Here is an 18,211-nt window from a genome sequence, read left to right as displayed (position 1 = left end):
TGAGAACGATGGACTCGACTGAGTACGGTGGGCCGCGCACCAGCGCGGTGAAGGGGTTTGCCGGCCGGCTGGGCGCGCGCGCATGCCTCACGCTGGTGGTCTGCGCGCTGTCGCTGTTCGCGGTGGAGACGGCCCAGGCCCAGGAGGCCCAGGAGCCTGCTCCCAAGACGCGGACGAAGGCCTCCCGCAAGCGCGCGGCCACCCCGCCGGGCGCCAAGGCCGCCACTCCGGGGGCGAAGCCTCCGCGCACGGCGAAGACGCGCCGGGGCGCGAAGACGCCGCCTCCGCCGGTGGAGCCGGAGCCCATTCCCGCGGACGCGCCCGCCCCGCAGGAGCCGGTGCTCGCCACCGAGCCGCCGCCCGCGCCGCCCGCCCCGGTGGCCGGCCCTGGCGTCGGCCCGTCCGTGGCGGATCCGCTGCCCGTGGCCTCGCCCGGGACGCCTGCCTCGACGTCGCCCTATGACGGGCCGCTGATGACCGACATCCCGTCCAACCCGCCGCCCGCGCCGGCGCTGGGCACGGGCGCGGTGCTGCCGTCGTCGCAGCCCCGGACGGCCGACAACGTCCCGGACCGCGCGCCCTTCACGGAGCCCACCACGGACCGCGCGCTGCCTCCGCCCTCCAGCCTCTCCGGCCTGGACGGCCCGGACCTGGGCGGCGGCGACGACCTGGAGAAGAACATCAACCTGGCGCTGAGCGAGGCCGTCGTCACCACGGCGTCCAAGCGCAGCCAGCGCATCTCCGACGTGCCCCTCACGGTGTCCTGGATTCCGGCGGAGGAGCTGGAGGGCACCGGCCAGTTCTCGCTCTGCGAGGCCATCCAGTACTTCCCCGGCATGGAGTGCCGCCGGGGCTCCATGCGCAAGGCGGCGGTGAGCGCGCGCGGCCTGGGCTCCAACTACCTGTCCAACCGCCTGCTGCTCCTCAAGGACGGCCGTCCGCTGACGGACCCCTGGACGGGCCAGTTCTACGCGGATGAGACGACGCCGATGACCAACCTCAAGCAGGTGGAGGTCATCCGCGGCCCGGGTTCGTCGCTCTACGGCTCCAACGCCTTCAGCGGCGTCATCAACATCATCGAGCGCCAGCCCGCGGACCTCATCGCCAAGGGCCAGAACGTGGGCGCCGACGCGCGCATCCTCGCGGGCCAGGACAAGACGTGGCGCCTGCAGACCAACGTCGCCGGCCGCGGCGGTCCGGTGGAGGCGCTGCTCGGCTACTACGGCTTCGGCTCGGACGGCCCGCAGCTCTTCAACAACCAGCAGCTGGGCCAGACGGACACCAACGAGGACTCGCTGGTGCACCAGGTGAACGGCAAGGTCCGCGTGGGGCCCCTCGCCCTGGACGCGGACTTCACCGACGGCAACATCGGCCGGCCCGGTGGCCAGAACATCTCCACCGTGGGCAACTGCGGCCGCTGCCACTACACCGCGCAGGACAACGAGCACGTCCAGAACCTGAACGCCGCCCTGCAGCTGGATCAGCAGGTGACGGACAACGTGCGCGTGTTCGCCCAGGCCTACACGTTCTTCAAGCGCCGCAACGTGACGCTGGAGAACGAAATCACCGGCGCGCTCGAGGACACGCTGGGCAAGCGCAGCCGCCTGGGCGGTGAGGCGCGCGCGCTGTTCTCCCTGGACAAGCTGTCCGTCACCGTGGGCGGCGACGTGAAGGCCGACCAGGTGAACAACCAGAACGTGCTGCCCGGCCTGACCCTGGACGACACGAAGCAGACCATCCTGGGCGGCTTCGTGGACGCCGAGTACCGCGTCACGGAGCGGCTGGTGGTGGGCGCGGGCGCCCGCTACGACAACTACCAGATCCCCTCCAAGGTCTGGGAGGCGAAGACGGACCAGGTGTCCCCGCGCGCCAGCGTCGTGTTCCACGCCATCCCGGAGCTGCTCACGCTGCGCACCAACTACGGCCGCGCCTTCCGCGCGCCCACGCTGGCGGAGCTGGCCATCAACCAGCAGATGTACGCGGCGACGCTCCTGGGCAACCCGGCCCTGCGCGCGGAGACGCTGGACACGGTGGAGGCGGCGGTGGACTTCTGGCCGTTCGACCGCAAGGTGCGCCTGACGGGCACCGGCTTCTACAACCGCGCCCGCAACTTCATCAACCAGGAGCTCCTCTTCGGCTCCACGTCCCAGTTCAAGAACCTGGGCGACGCGCGCGTGGCGGGCTTCGAGGCGGAGGCCGCGGCGCAGGTGCCGGCCCTCAACTCGTCCTTCGACGTGGCCTACCAGTTCCTGGACGCCGAGGCGCTGCCCGTGGGCGGCGGGGCCAGCTACCCGCTGGACTACGCGCCCACCCACCGCGTCTACCTGCGCGGCCGCACCAACATCGGCAAGTTCGCCTTCGTGGAGCTGTACGGCCTGTTCGTGGGCCCGCGCTTCGACCCGGGCTTCGTGGTGGATGAGATCGCCGGCACCACCACCCGCGTGAAGCTGCCCAGCTACATCACCGCGACCGCGCGCGTGGGCTTCAACGTCCACGAGCGCGTGGCCGTGTCCCTGCTGGGCACCAACCTCTTCAACGCGAAGTACGAGGAGTCCCACGGCTTCCCCGCCCCCCCGCTGGGCGTCTTCACCGAAGTTCGACTGCATTATTAGAGCGCTGTGGATACCGTCGCCGCCGTGAAGGATGCCCCCCTGAAGTTGACGCCGGACACGACGCTCACGCCGGAGGCGCTGGAGAAGGCCTCCGGGGTGCTGGCCCGGGACGGCGTCCTTTTGGGGCGCGGTGACGACGCGGCGCCGCACCTGGTGCTGTTCGACGGGCGGTTCACCCCCGCCCACGCGGCGCTCCTGGAGCGGCAGCCCCCGGCGCTGCTCCTGGCCACGCGCGGTGAGGGCGGCCAGCCGTCCGCCTGGGAGGCGCGGCTGCTCGGCGCGCTCCTGCGCGGCGAGCCCATGATTCCCCGGGAAGCCGCCACGTCGGTGGCGTGGCTGGGCAGTGTCGCGGAGGTGACGGCGGCGGGGGAGCGCGCGGCGGAAGGCGTCCTCCAGGCCGGCGGCTCCAAGGCGGCGGCCAGCCGGGTGGCGGATGTCGTCCATGAGATTGGTGTGAACGCACTGCTCGACGCGCCGGTGGACGCGGGCGGCGAGCCGAAGTACGCCCACCGGCGCGGACAGGTGCAGTCGGTGGCGGAGGAGGATCGCTGCCTGCTGTCCTGGGCGGTGGCGGACGGCCGGGCCTGGCTGGAGGCGACGGATCGCTTCGGCCGCCTGTCGGTGTCACCGCTGGTGCGGGTGGTGAAGGCGTGGGGTGAGAAGGCGCAGGTGGATGCTTCGGGTGGTGGCGCGGGCCTGGGTCTGCGGCGCATCCTGGAGCACAGCGACGCGGTCGCGGTGCGGGTGACTCCGGGGAAGCGGACCCAGTTCGCCTGCGCGGTGGACCTGGGGGACGCGCGCCGCCGGGCCGCGCAGCCCAAGTCGCTGCTGTTCTGTCTGGAACGAGGGTAGGCGGGTGGAGAGCCAAACTTCCAATGCCAGCATCACCTCCCTGCGCGTGGGCAGTCTGACCCACGTGCGCGTGGCCGGGGTGATCGACGAAACCTTCCCCCTCTCGCCAGCGTCCAAGGGCCTCCAGGGCCTGGTGGTGGTGGACCTGGGGCTGGTGGAGCGCATCAGCTCCTTCGGGGTCCGCCGGTGGATTGAGTTCGCCGGCCACCCGCCGCAGGGCGTGTCGGGGCTGTACGTCGTCAACGCACCGCCGGTGGTGGTGGATCAGCTCAACATGGTGGAGGGCTTCGCGGGCGTCGCGCGCGTGCTCTCGCTGCTGGCGCCGTACTCGTGCCGCTTCTGCAAGGAGGACCGGCTGCGGCTGGTCCGCCTGGTGGAGGAGAGCAAGGTCGTGGAGGCGGGCGGTGCCCCGCCGCACCACTGCCCCGTGTGCGCCCAGCCGCTGGAGTTCGCGGACGAGCCCACGGAGTTCTTCGACTTCGCGCGCCGCCAGCAGTTCTCCGCGGTGGACCCCGCCGTGCTGCGCTACCTGCGCGCGGGCCTCCCGAACGAGCCGTCCGAGCTGTCCTCGCACCTGAAGATCGTCCAGGACGACATCACCTTCATCACCCTGGCCAGCACGCTCAAGGGCGACCTCAACGTGCGCCGGCTGGCGTCCGGCCTGGAGGGGCGCGTCGCGTTCGACTGCTGCCACGTGAGCACGGTGGAGCCGGAGGCGCTGCCGCGCATCGAACAGGTGCTGGAGGTGGCGTCGCAGGGCGCCCAGGTGGTGCTCTGCCGCGTGCCGCCGCCGCTGCTGGGCGTGCTGGCGAAGTCCACCAAGGCGCTGCCGGCGAAGCTGGCCACGCTGTGGCTGCCGTGCGACTGCCGCAACTGCGGCCAGGTCACCCACCAGCGCATCCAGACCAACGAGTACCTGGAGGTGCTGCGCGCCAAGGGCACCCTGGACCGCGTGTGCCCCGTCTGCGGCGGCAGCGCCCGGGCTCCGGCGCTCGCGCAGTTCCAGGGGCTGCTCGCGCGCACGCCGCTCACCGACAAGCCGCTGGACGACATCGAGGCGCTGGAGCAGCGCGCGCTCAGCCAGTACCTCTTCGGCTCCACCAACGCGGACCCCGGCGCCCGGGGCACGTCGCCCACGGACGTGCACGGCGGCAGCGCGCGGCTGCAGATCATCCGCCGGCTGGGGCAGGGCGGCATGGCGGAGGTGTTCCTCGCCAAGCAGCAGGGCGTGAAGGGCTTCGAGAAGTTCGTCGTGATGAAGAAGATTCTCGCGCAGTTCGCTGAGAATCCTGAGTTCGTCGACATGCTCTTCGCGGAGGCCCGCGCCAACGCGCGCCTCACGCACCCCAACATCGTCCAGACCTTCGACGTGGGCGTGACGGACGGCGTGGCGTACATCCTGATGGAGTACGTGCGCGGCCCGGACCTGAAGCGCCTGCTCACGGAGCTGCGCCGCAAGGGCATGGCGCTGCCCTTGGAGCACGCGCTGCGCATCGTGGCGGAGGTCGCCGCGGGCCTGCACTACGCGCACAGCTACGTGGACCCGTCCGGCACCGCGCACCCGGTGGTGCACCGCGACGTCAGCCCCCACAACGTGCTGGTGTCGCTGGACGGCGCCATCAAGCTGTCGGACTTCGGCATCGCCAAGGTGCAGGGCGAGGAGCAGACGCAGGCGGGCGTCATCAAGGGGAAGATTTCGTACCTCTCCCCGGAGGCCGCCAGCGGCCGTCCGCTGGACTGGCGCAACGACGTGTTCGCGCTGGGCGTGGTGCTCTTCGAGCTGCTCACCGGCCAGCTGCCGTTCCGCCGCGACCACGACGCGGCCACGCTCGCGGCCATCGTGCGCGAGCCCGCGCCGGTGCCCTCGCAGCTGCGGCCCCACATCCCGCAGGACGTGTCGGACCTCATCCTGCGCGCGCTGGTGAAGGACCCGGCGCGCCGCACGCCCTCCGCGGCGGCGATGCGCGAGGAGATTGAAGCCGTCATCGCGCACCACCGGCTGTCCTCGTCGCCCGCGTCGGTGGCGCAGTTCTTCAAGGAGGCGCTGGGCGACCGGCTCTCCGAGTACGCGCCGTCGTCCATCGCCGGCTCGGGCACGGGCTCCAACCCCCGGGCGCTGATGCCGGGGACGGGCTCGCACTCGCGCGCCCCGGGCACGGGCTCCGGCAGCGACATGCGCGCCCCGTCGGACCTGTCCCGTCCGCCCGTGCGCGGCGGTTCCGGCAGCATGCCCCGGATGGAGCCGCCCCCGGTGGCCTCCCCGCCGGAGGCCGCCGAGCGCGGCACCGAGGTCGTCTCCGTCACCTCGGATCCGACACGTCCTCCCGTCGCCGCGCCCCCGGTGGCCTCCCCGCCCGTGGCCGCCGCGCCCGCGCCCCGTCCGTCGCGCCCGGCCGCGCCGCCGCCCGCGTCACCGCTGCCGCCGCCCACCGCGGTGCGCCCGGCGGCCGCCGCCAACGTGCCCACGCGCGTGGGGCCTCCGCCGCAGGCGCCCGCGCGTCCGTCGGTGTCGGTGCCCTCCGTGGCGCCCCTGACCTCGGCCCCGCCGCCTCCCCCCGTGGCCGCCGTGGCGCCTCCCCCCGTGGCCGCCCATCCGCAGCACGGGGGCACCCACGCGCAATACGCGGCCCCGCCGCAGGGAAGTGCCCACCCGCCGCAGACGGGCACGCACGCGGCCTATGGAGGGAACCACCCCTCGCCGCCGCCGCCCGTGGCCGCGCCGCCGCCGCCCGTGGCCGCGCCCGTGCGCCCTCCGGCGGCTCCCGTGGCCGCGCCTCCTCCGCCCGTCCACGCCGTGGCCGCCCCCGCGGCCCAGGTGCCCGCCGCCGACGCGACGGGGAAGGGGCTGACGTCCGGCCAGCGCAAGGGGCTCGTCGTGGGGGGCGTGGGCCTGGTGCTCGCGGGGCTCGCGCTGGTGTTCCTGCTGCCCAAGGGCGGCGTGGAGGTGCGCAACGCCCAGGAGGGCGAGCGCGTCTACGTGTCCGGCGTGCTGCTGGAAGGCAGCAACGCCCTGCCGGAGGACCCCTCCGGCTGGCTCGTCTCCACGGCCGTGGAGGGCAAGCTGCACCGCTTCGGCAAGGTGCCGAAGTCGGAGCACATCGACCTGCGCACGCTCGCGGACGCCGCGCCCCAGGCGGATGCCCGGGGCACGCTCAGCGTCACCGGTGCCCAGGGCTGCCGCGTGGCGCTGGGCTCGCAGGTGCTCCAGGGCCAGACGCCGCTCGCCAGCCCCATGCCCGCGGGGCGTGAGTTCGAGGTGCGCGTCACCTGCGGCGGCAAGCCGGACGTCGTCCGCTGGGTGATGGCCGTGCCGGGACAGGGCGTCGCGCTGGACGTGCCCTGAGCCGGACGGAATGACACGGGCCGGGGGCCGCCACCACGGGGCCTCCTTCCGGTCCGGTGTGTCAACGCCCACACAGGGGTGAGGCTTCACGTCCTCAGTCGTGGGTGCCCACGTGCAGGTCGCCGTGGCGCACGCAGACCCAGTGGAAGGCGCAGGAGCACGCCACCGCGCGGGCGTGCGTGCAGCAGCGGCCGCCGAAGTCCTCCGGCAGGGGCTCGCGCTCGGGAGGCGGCTCGGGCAGCTCCCTGGGCGCGCCCCGCCCGGAGTCCGCGGGCACGCTGCCGCAGCAGCCGCGCTGGAGGCAGCCGGGACACAGGGACAACTCGCAGTGCGCGCACCAGTCGAACACCTCTCCGGCGGTGCCACGGCGCTCACAACCTCCACAGGCGTCGAACATGGGCGGCCTCCTCGCTCACTCGCGAACGAAGGTAGAGGAGGGGTCCGACATCACGGGTCGTGCGGGAGGGCCTCGCGCTCCGGGAGGAGACAAGCGACGGCCAGGCGACGCTCGCGCCGCGCACCTTCCACGGGTGGACGGGAGCCGGGCCGCACGCCGGTCCGTGAGCCCTTGCGGCGTTGGCCGGGGATTCGCATGGAACAGGGGCTCACGTAGTTCCAGTTTTTCGGGGAGGACGCAGTCATGCGCAGACACCGCCGCATCATCGGAGTGTTCGGCTCCGGCACGGAGGCCCACGAGGAGTGGGTCGTCCCCCTGGCGCGGTGGATTGCCGAGGCGGGCTTCGACCTGCTGACGGGCGCGGGCGGGGGCGTCATGAGCGTCGCGGCGGGGGCCTTCGTCCAGGTGGAGGGGCGGCGGGGGGCGGCCATCGGCATCATCCCCGGCACTGTCGGGGCGGATGGCCGGTACCAGCCCCGGCCCGGCTACCCGAACACGGATATCGAAATCCCCATCTACACGCACCTGCCGCTCAGCGGGGAGCAGGGCACGGACCCGATGAGCCGCAACCACATCAACGTGCTGACGCCGCACGCCCTGGTCGCGCTACCCGGAGGGGCGGGCACCGCGGCGGAGGCCGTCCTGGCGCTGCGCTATGGCAAGCCGCTCATCCTGCACGGGCCCCCGGAGGCCTTCCGGCGCTTCCCGGCGGAAGCCGAGCGCACCACCTCCCTGGAGCGGGTGGCCGAGTTCCTCCTGGCCGCCACCCGCTAGCCGGCAGCCGGGCTGACGGGGGCCGGGTGGGGGGAAGGCGCCCCACGGGGAGGGAAAAGATTCTAGGATGGACAGCGTGGGGCAGGGTGCGCCCGGCAGCAGGACGCCCGGTGCCCTTGCCTCGTCCGCCATCATGATCAACCCCGACTATCCGCTGGCCAGCTGGTTCCTCGCGGTCTCCACCTCGGTCTTCGCGGTCGTCTACGCGCTGCCGTTGCTGTTCGTGCCGCTGCGCTGGGCGCGCTGGTTCGGGTGGGAGCTGCCCACGGGCAACAACGACTTGACGGTCTACTTCGCGCGCTGCCTGGGAGGCCTGGCGCTGTCCGTCATCATCGCGGTGGTGCAGTTCATCCCGGACCCCAAGAGCCACCTGGTCATCTTCGAGCTCATCGGCCTCATTGGCGGCATCATGACGGCGGTGCACGTCTGGGGCGCGGTGATGAAGCAGCAGCCCTGGACGGAGACGGCGGAGATTCCCCTCTACGGCGCCGTGTGCCTGGGCGCCCTCTACCTGCGCTACGCCAACCTGTCCTGAGCGGAAAGCCCCCGGGGATGCCCTCCACGCAGCCCATTGACCCCGTCGTCGCGACGCTGGCGCCCTACGTGCCGGCGGCCATCCTCGCGCGGCTCGGGAGCCAGGCGGCGGACGCGCTGCCCCTGGCGGAAGGCGTGCGGGGCGCCATCCTGCTCCTGGACATCGCGGGCTTCACGCCCATCGTGGTGGGGCTGAGCGGCGCGGGCCCGCGCGGCATCGACGCGCTCCAGCGCCTGCTGACGAACTACTACACGGAGATGATCGACGTGGTCCGCGACCACGGCGGGGACATCTACCAGTTCGCCGGTGACTCCATCCTCGCGTGCTTCGAGGCCGCGCCCGGCGAGGCGGACGGCGACGTGGTGCAGCGCGCGGCGGTGTGCGCGCTGGGCGTGCAGCGCCGGCTCGCGCGCTTCGCCCGGCTGGAGCTGTTGGGCCAGCGCTTCGGCGTGTCGTCGCGCATCGGCATCGGCTTCGGGGAGGCGACCCGCATCGTGATGGGCGCCACCGGCCTGTGGATGCACCCGGCGCTCGTGGGCGAGCCGCTGGCGCAGGCGGTGGGCGCGGAGAAGCAGGCCACGGTGTCGGAGGTCGTCCTGAGCCCCCGGGCCTGGGCGGCGCTGCCGGAGTCCGCGCGCCGGGGCGAGCCGCGTGACGGCGGCAACCACCGGCTGGCGCTCGACGCGCCGGTGGAGGCCGTGAAGCGCCCGCTGCCCGCGCCCACGGGCGGGGCGGAGCTGGTGGGCCGGTGCGCGCTGCTGCTGCACCCGGTGCTCTTCACGAAGATCACCACCGCGCACCAGGAGTTCGCGGGCGACTTCCGCGACGTCACCTGCTTCTTCGTGCGCTTCACCCACGCGTCGTCGGACGCGGATCCAGAAGCCTTCACCCGCGACCTCAACGCCTACTACGAGTTCGTCCAGCGCGAGAGCGCCCACCACGGTGGCGTGCTGCTGATGACGGACTTCACGGACAAGGGCAACGTCCTCTACGTCCTGTTCGGCGCGCCCACCGCCCAGCAGAACAAGGAGGTGCTGGCGTGCCGGCTGGCCTGCAAGCTGCTCAAGGCGCGCGAGCAGTTCCCGTTCCTCGACGAGCTGCAGATCGGCATCGCCACCGGCCACGCCTACTGCGGCGACATGGGCTCGCCCACGCGCAAGGGCTACTCGGCGCTGGGCGAGGTCGTGAACATGGCCGCGCGCCTGATGACGCACGGCGGACGCCAGGGCGGCGTGCACCTGTGCGCCAACACCCAGACGCGCTCGCGGCAGGGTGGCTTCGCCACCGAGTTCGTCGAGGACGCGAAGCTGAAGGGCGTCTCGCGCTCCGTGCCGGTGTACCGGCTCTTGGGGGAGACGCGCCGCGGCCTCTTCGTCAAGGGCCGGGGCGACATCATCGGCCGCAGCCGCGAGCTCAACGTGCTGCACGAGTCGCTCACCGCGGCGTTCGCCGGCCAGGGCCGCGTGTGCGTGGTGTCCGGCGAGGCGGGCATCGGCAAGTCGCGGCTGGGCGCGCGCGTGCTGGAGGACGCGGAGGAGGGCGGCGCCCGGGCGCTGTACGGCGTCTGCTATTCCTACGAGGCCTTCACCCCCTTCTTCCCCTGGAAGGAGGTGCTGCTCCAGGCGTTCGGGCTGCATGACTCGGACGACACGGAGGCGCAGCTGACGCGCCTGCGCCAGGGGCTGGAGGGCCTGGAGGACGTGGGGCCGGAGTGGATCCCCGTGATGGCGGGCATCCTCGGCATGTCGCTGGAGGAGACGTCCGCCACGTCGGGGATGGACGCGCGGCGCAAGCAGCAGAAGGTGTTTCAAATCGTCTTCCAGCTCCTGGAGAGCCTGAGCCGCGCGCAGCCGCTGCTGCTCTTCTTCGAGGACCTGCACTGGGCGGACTACATCTCGCTGGACCTGCTCCAGTACCTCGCGCTGCGCGTGGGCTCGCACCGCATCATGGTGCTGGCGACGATGCGCCCGGGCGACCAGGTCAAGGGCCTGCGCGAGCTGCCCGAGTTCCTCCCCGTGGACCTGGTGAGCCTGGACGAGGAGGACACGCGGGCGCTCCTGCGCGTGCACCTGCGCCTGTCGCCGCCGGACGTCGCGCTGGAGGACCGGCTGCTCGCGAAGGTGCAGGGCAACCCGTTCTTCATCGAGTCCATCGTGGAGGGCCTGGCGGAGCAGGGCTACCTGGGCCTGGCCGAGCCCGGCTCCACGCGGATGGAGCTCAAGCGCGGCCTGCAGGACCTGCTGCTGCCGGACTCCATCCAGGACGTGGTGCTGTCGCGCATCGACCTGCTCAGCGAGACGGAGAAGCTGGTGGTGAAGGTGGCGTCCGTCATCGGGCGCATCTTCACGCTGGACGCGGTGGCGGCGTTGGTGCCCACGCTGGGCGCACAGCGGCTGCGCGAGGCCATGGACACGCTCCAGCGCCTGGGCCTCATCCTGCTGGAGCAGGAGGAGCCGTACACCTGCCTCTTCAAGCACATCGTCATCCGGGACGTGGCCTACAACACGCTCCTGGTGTCGGCGCGCGAGGACCTGCACCGCCGGCTCGCGCGCTACCTGGAGGTCCGCGCGAACGACAACCTCGCGGCCTCCGCGGGTCTGCTCGCGTTCCACTTCCTCGCGGGCAACGTGGAGGACAAGGGCCTGGAGTACACGCTGATGGCGGCCCGCAGCGCGCGGGCGCAGTACGCGAACGACGACGCGCTCTACCACTACAACCGCGGGCTGGAGCTCCTGGGCACCGTCGCCCCCGTGGACCCGGAGGCGATGCTCCTCAAGACGCGCCGGGTGATGCAGGAGCTGGCGGAGACGCTGCTCCAGGCGGGCCACTACGCCAACGCCATCCTGATGTTCGAGCAGTGCCTGGTGGACGAGGAGGAACCCCAGCGCCAGGCGGAGCTGCACCTGGGCCTGGGCCGCGCGCACCAGGAGAAGGGCGAGTCCGCGCTCGCCACGCAGCACCTGGAGAAGTCCCTGGTGCTCCGGGGCCGCAGCCTTCCACGGAGCCTGCCCGCGCTGGGCCTGCGCACGCTGGCCAACCTGCTGCTGCGGGGGCTCGCGTCGCTGCTGCCGTTCATCCTGCGGCCGCTGCCCGCATCCCGGCTGGGCAACTACCTCCAGCAGCTGTCCACGCTCAACTCGCTCATCCGCATCTACTACTTCGCGGACATCATGAAGCTCACGTGGGCGACGCTGGTGTCCACCAACATGGCGGAGCGCTCGCGCAACGACTACGCCATGAGCCTGGCGCGCGGCTACTACGGCACGCTCTTGTTCGGCGCGGGGCTGCTCAAGCGCGCGCGCTACCACTGTGAGAAGGCGCTGGAGTACGCGCGGCGCTCCAAGGACCCGGTGGCGGAGGGGCTCGCGCTCAGCCGCCTGGGCATCCAGGCCTTCTTCGCCAACGAGCTGCAGCGCGCGTGGGAGTTCCAGGAGGAGGCCGTCTCCACGCTGCGCCAGGTGGGCGAGCGCTGGGAGCGCCAGACGTCCCTGATGATGCAGGCCACGGGCGAGTTCCTCCACTCGCGCTTCCGCACGGCCGAAGCGCTCTACGAGCAGATGAAGACCATTGGCGTGGAGCTCAACGCGCTGATGCACCAGGGCTGGGCGCACTCGTGGGCGCCCATGTGCCGCTACCTCCTGGGCGAAGGCGACGTGGGCGAGCTGTGCGCGGAGCTGGAGCAGGGCCTGCGCATCAGCGAGGAGGTGGCGGACCTGGCCAACCAGTGCGCCAGCCTCAACCACCTGGCCAACGTCACCGTGCGCGAGCACCAGGTGGAGGAGGCCGCGCTCGTCGCGGTGCGCTGCTTCAAGAGCATCTGGAGCTACCAGGTGCTGGTGCCCTTCCTCCAGGTGGGGCTGGTGGACGCGGCGGAGGCGGCCCTCTTCGCGCTGGAGGAGGGCGCCACGGTGGTGCCGCGCAAGGAGCTGCTGCGAATCGTGCGGCTGTCCTGCATCAAGGCGCGCGTCATCGCCCGGCTCTACCCGTACCTGAAGGGCCCGGCGCTGCGCGTGACGGCGCGCTCGCTGGCCCTGCGCAAGGGCCCGAAGGCCGCGGAGCCGGTGTTCCTGGAGGCCATCGCCGTCCTGGAGAAGAGCCCCAACCGCTGGGAGACGGGGGTGGCCTACTTCGACGCGGCGGTGGCGCTGCCCCACCGGCGCGAGGCCTTCCTCGCCCGCGCGCGCGAAATCTTCACGCAGGTGGAGGCCCGCGCGGAGCTGCGCCGCGTGGACCGCTTCCAGGCCGCGACCCAGCTGCCGCCCGCGGAGGCGCTGCCGCTGCCCCAGGCCGCGGGCGCCCGTGACGCCCGCGTGATGTGACGCGCGGGGAGCGCATTCCTTGTCCCGTCAGGCGGGGCCCCTAGACTTCCGTGCTTCTTCCTCGCATCCGCACCGGGCCATGACCACCGCACCGCTCCGCTTCCAGCTCAGTCCCGTCATCGTCGGCTACATGCTCGTGGTGCACGCGCTGGCCGCGCTGGCGTTCTTCCTGCCCTGGCCGCCGTACGCGCTGCCGGTGGCGCTGGCCGTGTACGTGTCCATTGGCCTGGGCACGACGGTGGGGCTGCACCGCCTCCTGTGCCACCGCGCCTTCGCGTGCCCCCGCTGGGTGGAGTACGCGCTGGTGACGGTGGCCATGCTGACGGCGCAGGGCAGCCCGCTCCTGTGGGCCGCCAACCACCGGCTGCACCACGCGAAGGCGGACGCGGAAGGGGACGTGCACTCGCCCCTGCGGGGCTTCTGGTACGCGCACATGGGGTGGATCCTCAACGAGGCCTCCACCGAGGAGGACGGCTGGCGCACCTGGTGCCGCGACATGGCGAACGACGGCTACTACCACTGGCTCCTGCGCTACCGCATCGCGCCGCAGGTGCTGGCGGTGCTCTTCGTGGGGCTGACGTTCGGCTGGCGCACGGTGCCCGCGTACTTCTTCCTGCCGGTGGTGTGCTGGATGCAGAGCACCTACGCGGTGAACTCCGTGTGCCACGCGGCGTTCGGCCACCGCGTCCACGACACGCGCGACCACAGCCGCAACGTGTGGTGGGTGAGCGTGCTGGCGCTGGGCGAGGGCTGGCACAACAACCACCACGCCTTCCCCGCGTCCGCGCGGCACGGCTGGGTGTGGTGGCAGTGGGACCCGGGCTGGCTCTTCATCCGTGCGCTGCGAGGCCTGGGACTGGCGTGGGACGTGCGCCTGCCGTCCCGGGTCCAGTCAAGACCTGCGGCGTGAGGCCCAGCCTGTCCATCTGCTCCGCGTCCCAGGCTTCAATCGCGTCCAGGCCCGCGATGTAGCGGCGCGCCGGGTTCTTCACCGGGTTGCGGATGCTGACGATTTCGGGGCCGGAGAAGAGGATGGTCTGCTTGTAGCGGGGCAGGTCGCTCATCATCAGCTTGGACGCGTAGTGCCGCGCGACGTTGGGCAGGCTCCCCAGCGTGTGGCACAGCCGCTGGAAGTGCTCCACCACCTCCGACGCGTGCAGCTGCTTGGGCCGGTGGCACAGCGTGTAGCCGTCGTAGTCGCGGCTGGTGGTGCCGGGCAGGAGCCTGTCTTGCGCCTGGAGCTCGCGGAAGAAGGGCGTCTCCGGGTAGGGGCACACGATGCCCAGGAACGTGACGGAGAAGTACTTCAGGTCCGCCAGGTACTCCGGCAGCCGGTGCAGGTACTCGTTGGTGTCCCCGTCCGAGCCGACGATGAGCCCGAAGGACAGGAGGATGCCGGCGGAGAAGACGCGGCGGATGACGGCGTCCACCTCCGACAGCTTGTTCTGGCCCTTGTTCATCGCCTTGATCGAGTCCGGGTTGAGCGACTCCAGGCCGGTGTAGACGTAGCGGCAGCCCGCCTTCGCCATCAGCTTCACCAGCGACTCGTCCTTGAGCACGTTGAAGGTGAGGGCGCAGCCCCAGGTCTTCTTCAGGGGGATGAGCGCTTCGCACAGCGCGCGCAGGTACTTGGGCGAGCCGCCCAGGTTGTTGTCCAGGAAGACGAACGCGTCCCCCATCAGCCCCAGGAAGTTCGGGTTCCAGCGCATGCGCGTCTGGATCTCGTCGATGACCTCCGGGACGGGCCGGAAGCGGTAGCGCTCGTGGCCGGTGAGCACGCAGAAGTTGCAGGTGAAGGGGCAGCCGCGCGACGCCTCGATGCCCGGCAGGCGCACCTTGTTGTGCGTGAAGTCGATGAGCTCGTAGCGGTACGGCCGGATGGCGGCGGCGCCCTGGGACGGCAGGCTGTAGCGCGGCTTCAATTCACCCTTCTCGAAGTCCGCGATGAGCGCGGGCACGTTGGACTCCGGCTCCCCGGTGATGACCGCGTCGAAGTACTTCGCCGCGTCGTCGGGGAAGTGCCCCGCGTGCCGGCCGCCCGCCACCGTCGTCATCCCGCGCTGGCGGAAGAGGGTGGAGAGGACCTTCGTGTGCTCGTAGTACGAGTGCAGGTACGAGAAGAAGACCAGGTCCCAGTGCCGGTCCAACGGCAGGTCCGCCTCCTTCTCGTTGAAGATCTCCACCTCGGCGTGCTCCGGGCACAGGCCCGCGATGAGCTCCGGCACCGAGGACTGCATGATGGAGGGTTCCTTGATTCGCAGGCGGGTCGGATGGGTGTACGTGGCGATGATGGCGATGCGCATGCGTGCGGGCCCGGCGGCGGCGCGGATGGAAACGGGCCGCGCCCGTGCGTGAATGCACCTGCCGGACTGCGTCCCCCTTCGTCGGCGGAGGATCACCCGGAGTCCGGGCACTGGCAAAGGATCTCCGCCGCGCGCACCGCACTGGGCGTGTTTCCGGTGTCAGCGGACGACCCAGGAGGACCTATCTCGCGTGGGGGCCGTGCTGATAGATCTTTGAAACATGGATACCTCTCCCCCGCCAGCCGCCCCGGGTTGGCCGTTTAAACGTTACTTTTGGATCTCCACCGTGCTCGCGCTGGTGCTGGGCTTGATGGCACTGCGCGTGGGTTTCATGCCGGATGACTACATCTGGCTGGGCGTCTGGGACAACGTGCCGCCGCCCGCGCCCCTGGGCAACACGCCCCTGGACGTGTACCGCACGGCCACCGGCATCCCGGAGCACACGCTGCGGCTGGCGGAGGTGGGCGTCTTCCCGTGGTGGGTGGAGCCCACGGTGCGCGTCTCGTTCTTCCGGCCCCTGGGCAGCCTGCTCTACGGACTGGATCACCTGCTCTACAACCGCGTCGCCGCGGGCTACCTGCTGCACTCGGTGCTCTGGTACGTGGGCCTGGTGGTGCTGGCGGGCGTGCTGCTCAAGCGCGTGCTGCCCACGGCGCTGGCGGGCGTGTCGATGTTCCTCTTCGCCATCTGGGGCTCGCACTCGGCGGTGCTGGGCTGGCTGTCGTACCGCAGCGTGGTGATGTCGCTGCTCTTCGGCATCCTCGGCCTCTACTTCCACGTGAAGTGGCGCGAGGAGAAGCGCACGAACTTCCTGGTGGGCGCGCTGGTGTCCTTCACGCTGGCGCTCCTGTGCGGCGAGACCATGGTCATCCTCAGCCCGTACGTGCTGGCCTACGAGGCCTTCTCCGGGCCGGGGCAGGCGAAGGACAAGCTCAAGGGGCTCATCCCCTTCGGCGTGCTGATGGCCTGCTACTTCGTGCTGTACCGCGCGCTGGGCTACGGCGCGGGCGCCTCGGACATGTACCTGGACGCCGTGGGAACGCCGGTGGACTGGTTCAAGGCCATGCTCACCCGCGTCCCGGCCGCCATCGCGGGCCTGACGCTGAACGCGCCCCCGGACTTCATCTTCGACCAGTCGCTGGTGCCCCTGTTCACCATCCTGGGCGCCGCGGGGCTGACGCTGTTCGCGCTGCTCGTGTGGGGCGTGTGGCCCCAGCTGGAGGCCGCGGAGCGGCGCACGGTGGGCTGGATGCTGACGGGCGCGTTCGTGTCCACGTGGCTGGCCAACTCCGCGTTCGCCGGCTCGCGCACGCTCATCGTGCCCAGCCTTGGCATGGCGGTGGGCATGGCCGTGGTGCTGCGCCAGGCGTGGCGGGGCCGGGCGCGCACGTTCCGCGCGGGGGCGGTGCTGGCCGGCGCCGCGGTGATGGCCCTGCTGCACGTGGTGGCCGCGCCCTACGTCTGGTGGCAGACCATGGAGGCCTACGTGCAGACGGACGCCCTCATGGCGCGCGTGCAGGCGCGCTACGAGGAGGCCCTGGACGAGTCGAAGCTGCCCGAGCAGCGGCTGGTGGTGCTCAACGCCCCCAACGGCATCATCGGCATCTACGGCTCCGTGCGCTGGTGGTCCACGGGCATGCCGCTGCCGAAGGCCTGGTGGGTGCTGTCCTATTCGCTCAACGAGCAGAAGGTGACGCGCACCGGGCCCAACTCCCTGGAGCTGTCGCTCCCCAAGGGCGGCCACTTCCTGGACTCCATCGAGGAGCGCATCCACCGCGCCGCGCGCCACCCGGTGGCCCTGGGGCAGGAGTTCGACATGAAGGGCCTGAAGATTCGCATCGAGGAGATGGACGGGAACTTCCCCACGCGCATCTCCTACACCTTCGACGTGCCGCTGGAGGACCCGTCGCTGAAGCTGGTCCAGTGGCAGAACAAGAAGGTGGTGCCCTTCGTCCCGCCGTCCGTGGGCGGGACGCCGTCGGCGCTCAACGTCCGGTAGGCAAGGGCCGTGGCGCGGGGGCTGTTCCCCCCCCGCGCCCGGGGGCTCGCTTCAGCCCACCAGCCGCACCACCGCCAGCGTGAGTCCGTAGACGATGACGGACACCAGCGCGGCGGCGGGGATGGTGAACACCCACGCCCAGATGATGCGGCCGGCGGTGCCCCACTTCACGGCGCGCCAGCCGCGCGTGGACCCCACGCCGACGATGGCGCCCGTGATGGTGTGCGTGGTGGAGACGGGGATGCCCAGTTCCGCCAGCGCGATGATGGTGACGCCGCCGCCCGTCTCCGCGCTGAAGCCGCCAATGGGCGCCAGCTTCGTGAGGCTGTGGCCCATGGTGCGGATGATGCGCCAGCCGCCGAAGAACGTGCCCAGCGCGATGGCCGCGTGGCAGGAGATGATCATCCACCAGTCGATGTGGAACGGCCGGTCGCGCCAGATGGTGCCGAAGAGCACCACCGCGATGATGCCCATGACCTTCTGCGCGTCGTTGGTGCCGTGGCTGAAGGAGAAGATGGCGGACGACACCAGCTGCAGCCGGCGGAACCAGGTGTCCACCCGCAGCGGCGTCTGACGGTGCACCGCCCAGGTGCTGGCCAGCATCATCCCGATGCCCAGCGTCATGCCGATGAGCGGCGACAGCACGATGAAGGCCGCGATGCGCGCGATGCCGCTGCCCACCAGCCCCTGGAAGCCCAGCACGGGCAGCGTGGCGCCAATCATCCCGCCCGCCAGCGCGTGCGACGACGACGAGGGCAGCCCCCACCACCAGGTGAGCAGGTTCCAGACGATGGCGCCCATCAGCGACGAGAAGACGACCAGCAGCACCGCGGTGGGGCCGGCCGCGCGGAGCATCTCGAAGTTGATGATGCCCTTGCCCATGGTGTTGGCCACGTGCACGCCGCCCGCGAACGCCGCGATGAAGTTGAAGAACGCGGCCCATGCCACGGCCAGGTTCGGCGACAGCACGCGCGTGGACACCACGGTGGCGATGGAGTTCGCCGCGTCGTGGAACCCGTTGATGAAGTCGAAGATGAGCGCGACGACGACGATGGAGACGACCGCTGCGAGCAGCAT

At 71.5% G+C, this 18,211-nt stretch carries 11 protein-coding genes; 8 read left to right on the top strand and 3 right to left on the bottom strand.

Going from position 1 to position 18,211, the window contains the following annotated elements; genetic code table 11:
- Positions 1-8: 8 nt before the first annotated feature.
- From NR792_RS10640 to NR792_RS10630, 3 genes are read left to right on the top strand one after another with little or no spacing between them, the layout of a single operon-like run.
- Entirely contained in the window at positions 9-2,612 is a 2,604-nt protein-coding gene (locus NR792_RS10640) for a TonB-dependent receptor domain-containing protein (RefSeq protein WP_375759952.1), read from the top strand.
- Between the two features lie 24 nt (positions 2,613-2,636).
- A complete protein-coding gene (locus NR792_RS10635) occupies positions 2,637-3,464 on the top strand; it encodes a hypothetical protein (RefSeq protein WP_375759951.1) in 828 nt (275 codons plus the stop codon).
- Positions 3,465-3,468: 4 nt separating this feature from the next.
- The gene (locus tag NR792_RS10630) at positions 3,469-6,807 is read left to right on the top strand and encodes a serine/threonine-protein kinase (RefSeq protein WP_375759950.1); all 3,339 of its coding nucleotides are present in this window, start codon (positions 3,469-3,471) and stop codon (positions 6,805-6,807) included.
- Positions 6,808-6,901: 94 nt separating this feature from the next.
- Here the strand turns inward: NR792_RS10630 and NR792_RS10625 are convergent, their stop codons facing one another.
- Entirely contained in the window at positions 6,902-7,204 is a 303-nt protein-coding gene (locus NR792_RS10625; protein WP_375759949.1) for a hypothetical protein, read from the bottom strand.
- Between the two features lie 243 nt (positions 7,205-7,447).
- Here NR792_RS10625 and NR792_RS10620 point away from each other — a divergent pair, with 243 nt between their 5' ends.
- From NR792_RS10620 to NR792_RS10605, 4 genes are all read left to right on the top strand, one after another.
- Positions 7,448-7,978 (top strand): molybdenum cofactor carrier protein, encoded by a 531-nt coding sequence (locus NR792_RS10620; protein WP_375759948.1) that lies wholly within the window; start codon positions 7,448-7,450, stop codon positions 7,976-7,978.
- Between the two features lie 76 nt (positions 7,979-8,054).
- A complete protein-coding gene (locus NR792_RS10615; protein WP_375759947.1) occupies positions 8,055-8,513 on the top strand; it encodes a hypothetical protein in 459 nt (152 codons plus the stop codon).
- Positions 8,514-8,530: 17 nt separating this feature from the next.
- Complete coding sequence (locus NR792_RS10610) at positions 8,531-12,832, top strand: AAA family ATPase (protein ID WP_375759946.1); 4,302 nt, start codon at positions 8,531-8,533, stop codon at positions 12,830-12,832.
- 79 nt (positions 12,833-12,911) lie between these two features.
- Complete coding sequence (locus tag NR792_RS10605) at positions 12,912-13,742, top strand: acyl-CoA desaturase (protein WP_375759945.1); 831 nt, start codon at positions 12,912-12,914, stop codon at positions 13,740-13,742.
- Here NR792_RS10605 and NR792_RS10600 read toward each other — a convergent pair.
- A complete protein-coding gene (locus NR792_RS10600; RefSeq protein ID WP_375759944.1) occupies positions 13,663-15,135 on the bottom strand; it encodes a B12-binding domain-containing radical SAM protein in 1,473 nt (490 codons plus the stop codon). The genes NR792_RS10605 and NR792_RS10600 overlap by 80 nt on opposite strands.
- Before the next feature lie 286 nt (positions 15,136-15,421).
- Between NR792_RS10600 and NR792_RS10595 the strand changes: the two genes are divergently transcribed.
- On the top strand, positions 15,422-17,134 hold the full coding sequence (locus tag NR792_RS10595) for a hypothetical protein (protein ID WP_375759943.1): 1,713 nt from the start codon (positions 15,422-15,424) through the stop codon (positions 17,132-17,134).
- 51 nt (positions 17,135-17,185) lie between these two features.
- On the opposite strand, the gene NR792_RS10590 is transcribed toward NR792_RS10595, so the two are convergent.
- The gene (locus NR792_RS10590; protein ID WP_375759942.1) at positions 17,186-18,211 is read right to left on the bottom strand and encodes an anion permease; all 1,026 of its coding nucleotides are present in this window, start codon (positions 18,209-18,211) and stop codon (positions 17,186-17,188) included.

Origin of the sequence: Corallococcus exercitus (assembly GCF_042231735.1) — a bacterium.
GTDB lineage: Bacteria > Myxococcota > Myxococcia > Myxococcales > Myxococcaceae > Corallococcus > Corallococcus exercitus_B.
This window is presented reverse-complemented; position numbering and strand designations above follow the sequence as displayed.